The sequence below is a fragment of the Micromonospora qiuiae genome, assembly GCF_016863555.1.
In the GTDB taxonomy this organism is placed as follows: domain Bacteria; phylum Actinomycetota; class Actinomycetes; order Mycobacteriales; family Micromonosporaceae; genus Micromonospora; species Micromonospora qiuiae.
Map to the genome: position 1 here is coordinate 52,849 of NZ_BOPC01000032.1, position 14,215 is coordinate 67,063.

9 protein-coding genes are annotated in these 14,215 nt (G+C 70.8%); 7 read left to right on the top strand and 2 right to left on the bottom strand.

Going from position 1 to position 14,215, the window contains the following annotated elements; genetic code table 11:
* Positions 1-73 precede the first annotated feature (73 nt).
* The 4 genes from Vqi01_RS12920 (at position 74) to Vqi01_RS12935 (ending at position 10,545) form a co-directional block, all read left to right on the top strand.
* A complete protein-coding gene (locus Vqi01_RS12920) occupies positions 74-6,502 on the top strand; it encodes a DEAD/DEAH box helicase (protein ID WP_204035001.1) in 6,429 nt (2,142 codons plus the stop codon).
* Entirely contained in the window at positions 6,499-8,709 is a 2,211-nt protein-coding gene (locus Vqi01_RS12925) for a UvrD-helicase domain-containing protein (RefSeq protein ID WP_204035002.1), read from the top strand. The genes Vqi01_RS12920 and Vqi01_RS12925 overlap by 4 nt, the downstream gene beginning before the upstream one ends.
* Before the next feature lie 86 nt (positions 8,710-8,795).
* Positions 8,796-10,070, top strand: a complete 1,275-nt coding sequence (locus Vqi01_RS12930) for a serine/threonine-protein kinase (protein WP_204035003.1) — start codon at positions 8,796-8,798, stop codon at positions 10,068-10,070.
* Between the two features lie 115 nt (positions 10,071-10,185).
* Positions 10,186-10,545 carry a hypothetical protein gene (locus Vqi01_RS12935; protein WP_204035057.1) on the top strand — a complete coding sequence of 120 codons (360 nt, stop codon included), beginning with the start codon at positions 10,186-10,188 and terminating at the stop codon, positions 10,543-10,545.
* Between the two features lie 31 nt (positions 10,546-10,576).
* Here the strand turns inward: Vqi01_RS12935 and Vqi01_RS12940 are convergent, their stop codons facing one another.
* Positions 10,577-11,083: a hypothetical protein gene (locus Vqi01_RS12940; protein ID WP_204035004.1), complete on the bottom strand. Its 507-nt coding sequence runs from the start codon at positions 11,081-11,083 to the stop codon at positions 10,577-10,579.
* Positions 11,084-11,494: 411 nt separating this feature from the next.
* On the opposite strand from Vqi01_RS12940, the gene Vqi01_RS12945 reads away from it, so the two are divergent.
* From Vqi01_RS12945 to Vqi01_RS12955, 3 genes are read left to right on the top strand one after another with little or no spacing between them, the layout of a single operon-like run.
* Positions 11,495-12,031, top strand: a complete 537-nt coding sequence (locus tag Vqi01_RS12945) for a dihydrofolate reductase family protein (RefSeq protein ID WP_204035005.1) — start codon at positions 11,495-11,497, stop codon at positions 12,029-12,031.
* Positions 12,032-12,033: 2 nt separating this feature from the next.
* A complete protein-coding gene (locus Vqi01_RS12950; protein ID WP_204035006.1) occupies positions 12,034-12,447 on the top strand; it encodes a YciI family protein in 414 nt (137 codons plus the stop codon).
* The gene (locus tag Vqi01_RS12955; protein WP_204035007.1) at positions 12,444-13,679 is read left to right on the top strand and encodes an RNA polymerase sigma factor; all 1,236 of its coding nucleotides are present in this window, start codon (positions 12,444-12,446) and stop codon (positions 13,677-13,679) included. Before Vqi01_RS12950 ends, Vqi01_RS12955 begins: the two co-directional genes overlap by 4 nt.
* 11 nt (positions 13,680-13,690) lie before the next feature.
* On the opposite strand, the gene Vqi01_RS12960 is transcribed toward Vqi01_RS12955, so the two are convergent.
* On the bottom strand, positions 13,691-14,131 hold the full coding sequence (locus Vqi01_RS12960) for a MarR family winged helix-turn-helix transcriptional regulator (protein ID WP_204035008.1): 441 nt from the start codon (positions 14,129-14,131) through the stop codon (positions 13,691-13,693).
* Between the last annotated feature and the right edge of the window lie 84 nt (positions 14,132-14,215).

The following is a 14,215-nucleotide window of genomic DNA, read 5'->3' on the forward strand; positions in this document are numbered from 1 at the left end:
TAGGCTCCACTATGGCTGATCGCCCAGTCAACCACAGTGGATATTGACGTAGCATGCCGCGGGTGATGCGCTCATGAGGCCGACGATCGCCGCCGACACCCTGCGCCGGACCCTCACGCAGTACCTGACCACCACCTTCGGGTTGACCGAGGAGGGCGTACGCCAGGGCTTGGAGGGTTTTCTCTCCCACCCGGAGCAGGGCATCTTTCGCGGACCGTACCTGCGGATCCGCACCCCCTTCCGCCCGGCGGACGGTGATTGGCGGGCGTGCCTGGACTGGGCGCCGGAAGACTTCACCCCCTACCGGCACCAGGCCAAGGCGTTCGCCCGCCTGTCGACCAGGGGAAAGGCCGCCGAGCCGACGCTGATCACCACCGGCACCGGCTCCGGCAAGACCGAGTCGTTCCTGATCCCCGTCCTGGATCACTGCCGCCGGCGCAGGCAGCAGGGACGGGCCGGCGTCAAGGCGATCCTGCTCTACCCGATGAACGCCCTGGCCACCGACCAGACCCAGCGCATCAACGAACTGCTCACCAAGGACCCGGCGCTGGCCGAGGTCACCGCCGGCCTCTACATCGGCGACGTCTCGGAGATCGAGTACTCGCGCGTGATGAACCGGCGCTCGGAGATGCGCCGCACCCCGCCGGACATCCTGATCACCAACTACAAGATGCTCGACCTGCTGCTTCAGCGCGCCGACGACCTGCCGCTGTGGGAGGGCGCCGAGCCGGCGTACGTGGTGCTCGACGAGTTCCACACCTACGACGGCGCGCAAGGCACCGACGTGGCGATGCTGCTGCGCCGGCTGGCCGCCGCGCTCGGCCTGGCCGAGCCGGACCGCCCGCTGGGGCCGATCTGCCCGGTGGCCACCTCCGCCACCCTCGGCGAAGGCGGCGGCCGGGACGGCCGGACCGCCATCCGGGAGGTCGCCGAGCAGGTCTTCGGCATCGCGTTCGACCCGGACTCCCTGGTGGGGGAGGAGCGCTACGAGCCCGGCGAGTTCATGGCCGGACAGGATTTCAGCCTGCCGCTGCCCAGCCCCGAGCAGATCGCCGCCGTCGACGGCCGGGATCCGGCGAAGATGATGGCCGAGGTCGCCGAGTTGGTGCTCGGCGAGGACTGCCTCGGCAAGCCGAAGCAACTCGGGCAGCTGCTGCTCAAGCATCCGCTGACCAAGGCGGTGCTCGACTCGCTCGGCCCGGCCCCGCGCACCTTCGACGAGATCATCGACGTGCTGCCGCGCAAGAACGCCACCGGCTGGGGCAGCGCGATGAAGAGCCGACCCGAGACCACCGCGAAAGCCCTGGCCCGATTCGTCGGGCTGCTGTCCATGGCCCGCAACCCGCACGATCCGCGCAGACCACTGCTCAACATCGAAACCCACCTGTGGGTACGCGCCGTCTCCCGGCTGCTGCGCGGCACCTCCCACCAGGCCACCTTCGGCTGGTACGGCGAAGCGCCCCGCGAGCTGGACCCCTACGCCACCGAGCGCGACACGGTCATCGCCGACAACCGTCACCTGCGGCTGCCGGCCGTCTACTGCCGGCACTGCGGACGCTCCGGCTGGATGGCGCTGTCGCCGGAAAAGGACCCGCAGGAGCTGGAGACCGACCCGGACAAGATCTACCGGGCCAGCGTCGGGCGGGACAAGCGCCGGGTGCGGGCGCTGATCGCGGCCACCGACGACGAGATCCGGCAGCGGGTGAGTGGCCTGCTGGTGCTGGAGTACGGCCGCCGGGTGCGCCCCTACGACGAGCAACGCGACCGGACGTCGGGCGACGACGAGATCGTGGTGCTCGGTGACCTGCTCGGCATCGACGCGGCCGAGAAGGACCGCTGCCCCTCCTGCCAGCTCGACCATGGCATCCGCTTCCTCGGTGCCGGCCTGGCCACTCTCGCGTCGGTGGCCATCACCCAGCTCTTCACCGGCGGTGAGCTGGACCGGGCGGAACGGAAGACGTTGCTCTTCAACGACTCCGTCCAGGACGCGGCACACCGGGCCGGGTTCGTCGCCAACCGGTCGTACGCCTTCTCGCTGCGTTCGCTGCTGGCCGACCAGCTCACCCCCGGCCAGCCCGTCGGGCTGGACGACCTGGTCGTGCAGATGGTCGCGGAGGCAGCCCGGCCGGAGATCCTCTCCACCGTCGTACCGCCGGACCTGCACGGCCAGCCGGGCGTGGACGGCCTGCTCGCCGGGGACGAGACCGGCAGCCGGCAGACCTGGTCGCTGATCGGCGAACGGCTCGTCTTCGCCACGTTGCTGGAGGCCGGGTTGCGCTCCCGGCAGGGCCGCACCCTGGAGTTGACCCGGACCGTGGCCGTCGAGGTGGCGCTCGACGACCCGGCGACGGCGATCGCGCTCTGCCGCGACGTGCAGCTCACCGGCCCCGGCCAGCTCGACGGCGCGGCACCCGACGACGCCCGCTACCTGGCCTTCCTGCGCGGCCTGCTGGAACGGCTGCGCATCCGGGGCGCGGTCTACCACGAGTGGCTGGTGCCGTACCTGCGGCGCGGCGGCACCCGGTGGCAGGTGTGGGGTGGCCGTCCCGCCGGCATGCCCGCCTTCCCCCGAGGCGTCTCCGCGCCCGCCTTCCTGCTGGCGACCCCGAAATCCCGCTCCGAGTTCGACGCGATCACCGCCCGCGGCAACTGGTACCAGGACTGGACCGCCCGCTGCCTCGGCCTGGACCTGGGCGAGGCCGCCGGCTACCTGAGCCGGCTGATGCCGGCCCTGGCCGCTGCCGGCATCGTCGCCACCGGCGACACCGAGGACGGCAACACCGTGTACGGGCTGCTCCCCGGTCACCTGCGGGTCACCCGCCTCGACGACACCGCCGCCGTCGCGGCCGGCGTCGGCTGCGACACCTGCCAGTGGCAGCAGACCGAGCATCCCGACCGGGTCGCCGACTGGGACGGCCAGCCGTGCCGGCAGTACCGCTGCCGTGGTCGCCTCCGACCCGCACCCGACGACACCGCGCCGCACGACTACTACCGGCGGCTCTACCTGGAGAGCGACGTCTTCCGGGTGGTGACCGGCGAGCACACCGGCATGCTCACCCGGCCCCAGCGGGAAAAGGTCGAGCAGCAGTTCCGTGACGGCAGCCGCTACACCGACCCGAACGTCCTCTCCTGCACCCCGACGCTGGAGATGGGCATCGACATCGGCGCGCTCTCCGCGGTGGTGCTGGCGTCGCTGCCGCACGGGCCCGCCAACTACGTCCAGCGGGCCGGTCGCGCCGGCCGCAAGAGCGGCAACGCGCTCGTGCTCACCCTGGTCGGTCGCACCGAACGGGACCGCTACTACCTCACCGAGCCGCGCGACATGATCGCCGGGCAGATCGTGCCACCCGGCTGCTTCCTCTCCGCCGTGGAGATCCTGCGCCGGCAGTACCTCGCCCACCTGATCGACCTGGCCGCCCGCGGCCACCTGCCCGGTGTGCTGCCGATGCCCCGCCGGGCGCACGTCCTCTTCGGCCCGAGCGGCTGGCTGGCCCACCTCGCCGAGGCCGGTCGCCGCGACGGGGCACGCCTGGTCGAGGACTTCCTGGCCCTCTTCGGCGACAAGATCCTGCGGACCGCCGCCGATCAACTGCGCGAGTTCGCCGTCGACGGCGTCGTCCACCGGGTCAAGGAGGCCGACGAGCACTGGGAGCTGCGCCTGGCCGATCTGCGGCGCCGGCTCCAGGAGATCGCCGCCGCCCGGGGCGCGCTGGTGGCCAGCGACCCGGACCACGCCCGCGAGCTGAAGATGCTCAAGGCGGAGGAGGCCGCCGCACGACGCCGGCTGCGGGAGATCAGCGGCGCCGCCGCGCACGGCACCCTGGTCGAGTTCGGACTGCTGCCCAACTACGCCCTCACCGACACCCGCACCGACCTCGAGGCCACCCTCACCTGGGAGGAACAGGTCAACGGCGACCGCCGCTTCCACAGCGAGCTGCGCGAGTACGCCCGCCCCGCCCGTCAGGCGCTGGTGGAGATCGTCCCCGGTAACAGCTACTACGTGCGGGGCTACCAGCATGAGATCTCCGGCTTGGAGGTCGGCCCGGCCGATCGGCCCGCGTACGAGCAGTGGCGGGTCTGCGCCCAGTGCGGCTACGTCCGCACCCACCTGGCACAGGAGGACACCAGCCCCTGCCCGCGCTGCGAGGACCGGGGCATCGCCGATCACGGGCGACTCTTCCAGGTCCTCCAGCCGAGCCGCGTCTACAGCCGCGACAAGCGCGACGACGCGCGCATCCGCGACGACAGTGACGACCGTACGCGCCGCTTCTACGCCACCACGGTCGCGGTCGACATCGACCCGGCGAAGGTCGACTCGTCCTGGCGGCACGCCCACGAGACCTTCGGTGTCGACTACAGCCGGCACGCCATGATCCGCCACTTCAACCTGGGCGCCCAACGTTTCGACCGGGCCGCCGAGGTGTTCGCCGGCGAGGAGGTGCGGATCAACCGCTTCCACACCTGCACCTCGTGCGGCGGCACCACCGTCGACGGCGCTCCGGCGATCAGCCAGCAACTCGCCGCGCAGGCGTCCGGGGCGACGGTGGTGCAGGGCGCCGAGCACCACCGGCCCTGGTGCCCGTACCGGCGTTCGCCGGCCGCGCCGGACGCCCACGTCGACCTGATCCTCGCCCACGAGCTGGAGACCGAGGCGCTGCGCATCCTGATCCCGGCGGCGACCGCGCTGGTGGCGGAGCGGGTCGTCTCCCTCGCCGCGGCGATCCGGCTCGGCATCGCCGCCCAGTACGGTGGCGACCCGGCGCACCTTCAAGCAGTCTCGGCCACCATGCCGGACGGGCAGAGCGACGGCACGCGCAACTTCGTCGTGGTCTTCGACACCCAGCCGCAGGGCACCGGATACCTGCACCGGCTCGCCGAACCGGACGAGTTCCGCCGCGTGCTGGAACTGGCCCGGCAGCGGATCGCCAACTGCGAGTGCCGCCGCCAGGCCAAGCCCGTCTGCCACCGCTGCCTGCTGCGCTACGCCCGTAACGAGCAGTTCGCCCTGATGAGCCGCGACGAGGCGCTGGGCATGCTGGACAAGCTCCTGGACAGCTGGAATGTGGAGAAGGGCACCCGCACCGACGAGATCTCGCTGATCCACCAGGTGGAGAGCGAGCTGGAAATGCGTTTCCTCACCAAGCTGCTGGCCCTCGGCGCCACGCCGAACTCCGGCCTGCGGGTCGAGAAGCGCACCGACCACGACGGCGCCCGCATCGCTGATCTCCGGTTCGTCACCGACGGCGGGCAGAACGTCACCCACTGGCAGATGAAGCTCCAGAACACCGTCCAGGGCACCCGACCGGACGTGCACTTCACACGCCTCGACGCGCCGTCGCCCGAGGTCGCCGTCTACCTCGACGGCTTCAAGTACCACGCCTCCAGCCAGTACAACCGGCTCGCCGACGACGCCGAGAAACGGGCCAGGCTGCGCGCCCACGGCTACCTGGTCTTCGCCGCCACCTGGGACGACGTGGCGACGTGGGGCAACGCGGAGCGGCCCGGTCGCTGGTTGCCGTACGGCGGCATCAGCCGGCAGACCGCCCGCGAGCGGTACCGCACCTTCCTGCCGGGCGCCGACCCGGACGAACTGGAGACGACGGTCTGGGCCAACCCGATCGAGCAACTGCTGCGCTTCCTCGCCGAGCCCGACCTGCACCGCTGGCAGCGGCGGGCCGAGGCCGTCCTCGCCGGTCTGCTCCCGCAGGCCCGGGAGAACAGCCGCTGTGACTCCGGCGGCGTCGCCGACCGGCTCCTCGCGGCGCTGCGTGGCGAGCCACTGCCGCCACCCGCCGCCCAAGGAAAGATCATGGTCGTGCGGGCCCGCGACGCCGCCGACTGTACCCTGGCGCTCCTCGTTGACGGCCGCAACAAGCCGCTGCCGACATGGTCGGCGCTGGCGGTGCTCGACGACCTGCCAGCGGCGGTCGCCGCAGACGGGCACAAGCAGCGCTGGGCGGGCTGGTTGGCGTGGGGCAACGTCATCCAGTTCCTGGCCGAGGGAGGCGGCGACGCCGGACAGCTCGTGGTCTCCAGCCTCGACACGTTCGAACCGGCGTCGATGGCCGTCGCCGAGGGCACCGGGCTCTCCCTGACCCGACGCGCCCTGCCGCTGGACGAGGAGACGGCGACCTGGCTCGGTGCGGTCACCCAGCCGACCCCGGCGCAGCCGGTGCAGGAGGGCTCGCCCTGGGGCGACGTGCTGCGTTACGTGGATCCCGACGAGGGCACCCTGGAGGGTCTGGTCCAGCAGTTGGCCGAGCGGGACCTGCCGCTGCCGGTCGTCGGTTACGAACTCGGGGACCAGGGCTGGCAGGCGGAACTGGCCTGGCCCGAGCGGCGGATCGCCATCGTGCTCAGCGGGTCGCCGGACGATCCGGAGATCGAGGACCGGGATCGGGCGTACGCCGAGGCGGGCTGGCGTGCCGGAACTGCGCGGCAATGGTCGGTGGACGAGTTGGCGGCGCGGCTGTCCGCGACGAGTGGGGGAGCAGACCGATGAAGACCGGAGCGATGCTGCGGATGCTCGATCGGGCCGACAGGGAGGTGATGAAGCTGAGCCGCGCGGACAAGGGGGCGGTCTACGAGTTCACCCACAAGTTCCGCCACAACCCGGACAACCCGGGCCTCCATCTCAAGTCACTCCACGGCGACTCGCGGCTGATGTCCGCGCGGATCAACCGGGATTACCGCGCGCTGCTGCTGAACGTCGCCGAGCGGGACTTCCTGCTCGTCGCGGTCAAGCACCGCAGCGAGGTGTACGACGACCTGAGCCGGTACGCGTACCGCATCAACCGGGTCACCGGCGGTATCGAAGTCATCGACCTGGCGCCGGTCGGCGACAGCATCGTCGGCCGGGTCGTCTCCGCGGATTCGTCCGTGGCCGTCCCTGCGGTGGCTGATCCGTCGGTGGTCGAGCCGCGGCCGAGGTCACAACCGATCTTTGGCCACTACTCCGACGCCCAACTCCTGGAACTGGGCGTCGCCGAGCCGCTGCTACCGCAGATCCGCGCCCTGACCACCGAGGCGGAACTGCTGGAGCTGCTCGACCGGGCACCGCAGCTCACCACCGACGTGCTCTTCGCCCTCTTCGACGGCAAGACCTACGAAGAGGTACGCGCCCAGGTCACCGACCCGGTCCGGGCCGAGGAACCGATCGACCCGGAGGACTTCGAGGCCGCAGTGGCCCGGCCGGCCACCCAGGTGACCTCCGACGACGAAGCCCTGCAGGCGATGCTTGTCGAGTCCTTCGGACGGTGGCAGATCTTCCTGCACCCCACCCAGCGCAAGCTGGTGGAGCGGCGGTACAACGGCCCCGCCCGGGTCGGTGGCGGACCGGGCACCGGAAAGACCATCGTGGCCCTGCACCGCGTGGCGTACCTCGCCCGGCAGTTGCCGCCCGGCACAGACAAACCCATCCTGCTCACCACCTTCAACCGGAACCTCGCGGCCGACCTGCGCACCCGTCTCATGGCACTCGGCGGCGAGGAACTCGTCGCCCGGGTCGACATCGTCAACATCGACCGGCTGGCCAGCCGGGTCGTCTCGGAGGCCAGGGCCGGCGGTGGGCGGCGGGTCGTCAACGACAACGACGTGCCGCAGCTGTGGGCCGACTTCCTGATCGAGACCGGCGACGCGGGCTGGGACGCCGACTTCCTGGCCGCCGAATGGACCCAGGTGATCCTCGGCCAGGTACTCAACTCCCGAACCGACTACTTCAAGGCCCGGCGCCCAAACCGCGGACGCAGCCTCAACCGGATGGAACGCGACCAGATCTGGCGGCTCGCCGAGCGGTTCACCACCTGGTTGGAAGGACAGGGCATCTGGACGTGGCGACAGATCGCCGAACGCGCCGCCCGACTCGAGATGGACCGTGCCGCCGCCAGCTCGGCAGAGTCCTCCGGCAGTCGCCATCGCCCCCGCTACCGCCACGTGGTGGTGGACGAGGCGCAGGACCTCAGCGCGGCCCACTGGAAGATGCTGCGGGCGATGGTCGCCTCCGGCCCGGACGACATGTTCCTCACCGGCGACACCCACCAGCGGATCTACGACAACCACGTGACGCTGAGCAGCCTCGGCATCAACATTCGTGGCCGGTCCTCGCGGCTGACGCTGAGCTACCGCACCACCCGTCAGATCCTCGCCGACGCACTACAGATCATGACCGGTGAGGTCTACGACGACCTGGACGGCGGCGAGGAAGATCTGGCCGGCTACCGTTCGTTGCTGCGTGGTGGCCAGCCCTCCTTCCGAGGCGCGGCGACGTGGGCGCAGGAGCGCGATCTTCTCGCCGAGCAGGTGCGCGCCTGGGGCAACCCGATCGACGGTTCGGTGGCGCTCTGCGTACCGACCAGGGAGTTCGCGGCCGACGTGATCGCGCGCCTGGAAGCCGACGGCCTGCCGGCCGTGGAGATCGGCCCCGACGGCCCGAAGCAGCCTGACGGTATCCACGTCGGCACCATGCACCGGTTCAAGGGCCTTGAATACCAACGGATGATCATCGCCGGGGTCAGCGATGGGCTGGTACCCCGGCAGTTGATCAGCCGCTACCGGGACACCGACCCCAAGCGCTACCAGCGCGAACGCCAGCGAGACCGGTCGTTGCTCTTCGTCGCGGCGACCCGTGCTCGCGACGAGCTGGTGGTGTCCTGGCACGGCACGCCCAGCCCGTTTCTCACCAGCCGGCTCGTGCAACGCCAGTTACCGTGACAGCCGGCCCCTGCCGGCCGGCGCCCCTGCCCTGGGGGCCGGCGGGCGACGCCGCGGGGCCGGCGGGCGACAAGGGGAGGCCAGGGTTGCAGGCACGGGACCGCATCGGCGACCGGTACGAGTTGACGTATCCGATCGGACGCGGCGGGATGGGACAGGTCTGGGCGGGCTACGACGAGCGGCTCGACCGGCCGGTGGCCGTCAAGTTCCTCCGGCAGCTGGAGGTGCCGGAGGATGAGCGGGACATCGCGGTCAAGCGGTTTCGGCGGGAAGCACGTGCCACCGCCCGGCTCGACCATCCCGGCGTGCCGGTGGTGTACGACCTCGGCGAGCACGGTGACGACCTCTACCTGGTCATGCAGCTGGTCCGGGGAATCGTCCTCGGTGACCACATCGCCGAGCAGGAGCGGCTGCCGGTGCGCGAGGCGGCATCGATCGCCGCGCAGATCTGTTCCGTGCTCGCCGCCGCCCATGGCGCGTCCCTCGTGCATCGGGACCTGAAGCCGCAGAATCTTATGATCACTTCCAGCGGCGCGGTGAAGGTCCTGGATTTCGGCGTTGCCGCGCTGCTCGGGCCGGCCGACGCGTCCCGTCTCACCACCACCGGCCGTACCCTCGGCACGCCCGCCTACATCGCTCCCGAACAGGCCGCCGGCGACCTGGTCGGACCGGCTGCCGACCTCTACGCCCTGGGCTGCGTCCTCTACGAGATGCTCACCGGCAGGCCGCCCTACGAGGCGGCCAACGCGCCCGAGATGCTGCGCCGGCACATGCACTCGCCGATCCCCGTCGTCACCGAACATCGGCCCGACGTGCCGGACGATCTGGCGCACCTCCTGTTCTGCCTGCTCGCCAAGGAGCCCGCCGAGCGGCCGCCGTCGGCCGCCCAGGTCGAGAAGCTGCTTGTGCCCTTCGCTGACGAGGACGCCCCGAACGCGTCACTGCCGGCCGTACCCGTACCCGTGCCGGCCCGGCCTGCGTCGTCGGCGGCCGGCCCTGCGCCGGTGCGGTTGTCGCCGCAGCAACTGAGCGAGGCGCGTGCGCAGGCACAGCAGCTCGCCGAGCACGAACGCTTCGTCCAGGCGGCCGAGCTGTTGGGGCGCATCCTCCGCGCAGCCGGTGGGCAGCCCCACGCCGCCGAGACCGTCGCCCTCCGGATGGACATCGCCAACCTGCACCTGCTCGCCGGCGACTTCAGGCGAGCGTGCCAGGAGTTCGAGGCGCTGGCGGACGACCTGGATCAGGCGGGGACCGATGCCGACCTCGCCGACGAGTGCCGGCAGCACGCGACGATCTGCCGGCAGGAGCTCGCCGATCCAACCTTGTCAACCGCCGCCGCTGTTCCTTCCTCGCGGCGCTGATCAACGGGGAGGAGGGTGCGTGGCGGCCGGTGCTGGCCCGAGTCGCCGCGCTACCCGCGCCGACCGCCTGACGTCATCGCTGCGCACGATGGGCTGTTCGCCTTTAGTCTTGGGCATGCTCGAAGCCGGCAGCCGCATGCGCGGCCAACCACCTCCACCGGCCGTCGTCTTCGAAGCGCTCACCGAGCCCGACCGCGACCCAGCGCGTCCCTGGCTGCGGCTACTCGACGACGAGCAATCGCCGCAGATCCTGCACGCCGAGCACCCGCGCCTGGTCGTATGGTCGTCGCTGTGGCCCAGGCGACCGGACGCTCAGGTGCGTTTCGACCTGCTGCCCGACGGGAGCGAAGGCACGCAGCTGCGCTGGACGCTGCTGGTCGCCGAGCCATTGCCCGACCCGTCGCTGCTGGGACACCTGCGCAAGCGGCTCAACGAACTGATCAACGCGAACCTGCGCTACACATTCGGCCAGTAGGCAGGCCCGCAGCTTTGGTGGGAACGAGCCGCTACGGTTGACTTCCGCCACCCCGCTCATGGACGACGGCTCCACCTTGCGGATGCTGGGAGTGCTGGCGCGGGTCCCCGACATGTTGCCGGCCCGCCGGGGCGCTTCTCTCTGGCCGGAAACGTCCCGGCCGATGCAGCCAGGGCGCAGCCCTGGGCACCGCCGCGACAAGGGCGACCGCGAGCGCCGCGATGAACGCTTGGCCGATCCGGCCGAGCGTGACCCCCGGAGCGGTGTCCAGCACGTAGTTGGCATAGCCGTTCGCCACCGCGTCGCTGGCGAGCACGACGCAGCCGAGCAACAGCCCTTCGATCCGACGCAGCGCCAGTAACAGCGCCGCGAGCGGGTCGAACACGGTCAGCAAGGCGAAGTACCACATCAGCCAGATGGGCGTGGACGGGTTTGGGCCACCCGGCCGGACCCCGAGCAGGTCGCCCAGGTGAACGATCCCCCCGTACGCGAAGACACCGACAGAGGTGAACACCACAACCTGAACCCACTTGGGCACGCCGGCCCACCGCCGGAGCGATGTTTGTGTCGCCGCCACTGGCCTCCCTTCAGTCGGGCAGTGGCCCGTTCGCGCCGCATCGATGCTAACGCGGCGTGGTCGCGCCACGCCCTGCTACCGCTGCCTCGCGCCGGAGCCTGTCGAGCTGAACCGTTGGTGCTGTCACGCCGATGGGGCCTCACTCCCACGACGAGCCGCCGGTCGCCCGATTCGTTTGTGCTGTCAGGTCGACAGGAGCAGCGCGCCTTCGGCAGCAGCGGCCGGAACGCCGTGGGTCAGGATTCCTGAACCGGGGCGTGCCCTGGCCCGTGCTGCATGTCGAAGTCGGGCGGTTGGCTCCGTCCTAGCCGGTGACAGAGCCGCTCCGCCGTGCAGGTGGAGTGGCGGACGACGACCGGTAGGAGGATTCGGGTGCGGAAGGTGATCGAGAACGTACGGGGTGCGGGCGGCTACCTGCTGGGGCGCGGCACGTACGAAATTTTCGCTGCTCATTGGCCGAACGCGCCGCAGGAGCAGCAGGTGCTCGCCGAGCCCCTGAACACGTTGCCCAAGTTTGTCGCCTCGGCGACCCTCGCCGAGCCGCTCGGCTGGCCGAACTCGATGCTGCTGGCAGGCGACATCGGTGCGGCGGTGCGCAGGCTGAAGGCGAAGCCGGGGCGGGACCTGCATGTCATCGGCAGCCCCGGGCTCGTCCAGACCCTGCTGGCCCTGGATCTGGTGGACGAGCTCCGGCTGATGATCGATCCGGTGCTGGTGGGAGGCGGCAAGCGCCTCTTCCGCGAGGACAACGCACACCGACCGCTGCGGCTGGTCGACAGCCAGGTGACCAGCACGGGCGCGATCATTGCGACGTACGCCGCCGACGGCCAGCGGCGGCGCCGTGCCACCGCCGCCCCGGCCAACGCGACCGGTCAGGGCTCGATGGCTGCCACGGAACACGAGGAGTGACAATGCCGAAGTATCTTCTGCTCAAGCGCTACACGGGTGGGCCGGAGCACCATCCGAACTTCGTGCCGATGAGCGAGTGGACCGAGGACGAGATCACCGCGCACATGGCGTTCCAGCGTCACGTGGGCGAGCTGCTGCGCAAGCGGGGCGAGTTCGTCGATGTGCAGGCGCTGAGCCCAGAAGGGACGTACGTCCGCTACGGCGGGCCGGGCGCGGCCCCGGTGACCACGGATGGTCCGTTTCCGGAGACCAAGGAACTCGCCGCCGGCTGGTTCATGATCGACGTCGAGTCCGAAGCGCGGGCGTACGAGGTTGCGGCGTACCTGTCGTCCGCGCCGGGTAAGGGCGGGCAACCGCTCTACGAGTGGATCGAGGTGCGGCCGGTGATGAGCGGCGCCCCGGCCGCGGTGGAATGAACGAGGACGTCGTACGCGTCCTCGCGCCGCAGGTGCTCGGCGTCCTCGTCCGTCGCGGGAACGACTTCGCGGCGGCCGAGGATGCCGTGCAGGATGCGCTGTTGGAAGCGTATCGGTCCTGGGGCGACGCGCCTCCCGGCGAACCGTTGGGTTGGCTGCTCACCGTCGCCGGCCGCAAGCTGATCGACGCTCGGCGGTCCGAGGCGGCGCGGCGGCGGCGCGAGGACACGCTGAACCACGAGCCTGAGCCCGGACCGGCCGAGCAGGCCGACGACACGTTGCTGCTGCTGTTCCTGTGCTGCCATCCGGCGCTGAGCCCGGCGTCGGCGATCGCGCTCACGCTGCGCGCCGTCGGTGGGCTGACCACCAGAGAGATCGCCGACGCGTTCCTGGTGCCGGAGTCGACGATGGCGCAGCGCATCAGCCGCGCGAAACGAACGGTCAGCGGTCAGCCGTTCGTGCAGCCCAGCGACGTCGCGGTCGTGCTGCGCGTGCTGTATCTGATGTTCAACGAGGGCTATTCCGGCCGGGTCGACCTGTCCGCCGAGGCCATCCGCCTCACCCGCCAGCTGGCGCGCGCCTGCGATGAGCCTGAGGTCGCCGGGCTGCTCGCGCTGATGCTGCTGCACCACGCCCGCCGCGCCGCGCGTACCGACGAACACGGCAGCCTCATTCCCCTTGACAAGCAGGATCGCACCCGGTGGAACGAGGCCGAGATCGCCGAAGGCGTGGGCATCTTGCAGGCGGCCCTGGCCCGCGACCGGCGCGGCGAGTACCAGCTCCAGGCCGCCATCGCCGCGCTGCACGACGGCGCCCGCACCGCTGAGGAAACCGACTGGACACAGATTCTCGCCTGGTACGACGAACTCCTCGACCTCACCGACAGTCCGGTGGCCGCGCTCAGCCGCGCAGTCGCCGTCGGCGAAGTCGACGGCCCCTTCGCCGGTCTGAGCGCCGTCGAGAAACTTGCGGCGCGGCTCGGCGACCATCACCGGCTCGACGCGGTGCGGGCCCGCTTGCACGAGCGGGCGGGACACCTCGACGTCGCCGCCGAGCACTACCACCGCGCGGCGGCCAGGGCGCGTAACACCGCCGAGCGGGACTACCTCACCAAGCAAGCGGCCCGATTGCGGCACGAAAGCCGCGCTGGTGAGGGCCGCCGCGCAGGCGCCGCGCCTGCTGTTCGCCAAGCGCCTCATGGCCACCGACAGGCCGCAACCGTCCTGACATGAACCCTGAGGGTTCAGGAGTCGACCAGCAGCTCGTTCGCCCTGTCCAGGACGATGCCCAGGACACGGCCCGCGGTGGCCAGATCCTCGGCCGGCAGGTCGCCCCACAGTCGCTGGGTGATCGGGCCGATCGCGGTGCGGAGGTTCGTCCAGCGCGCCTGCCCTTCGTCGGTGACCTGGACGCGGCCGTCGCCGCCGTCGCGCAGGAACCCTGCGGCGGTCAACTCGGTGACGCGTTCGGCCACCGCCGCCGGGCTGAACTGGGTGGCAGCGCTGATGCGGCGAATGAGCTCGGCCCGGTCGATGTTTTCGCCGCTGACCACGATCAGCGTGAGGGTCACCCACTGGGCTTCGGTGATGCCTGTCCCGGCGAGCTGCCGGTCCAGGATCGCGTTGAGCGCCTTCTCGGTCTGGCCGATGAGCGCGGTGCCGAAGGCAGGCGTAGTGGTCGTCACGGTGACCTCCAAACTCGTTCGTTACGATAACGTTTATCGCTCTAACGTTTGTGATGGGAGCGAACGTACATCGTTAGCCCGACT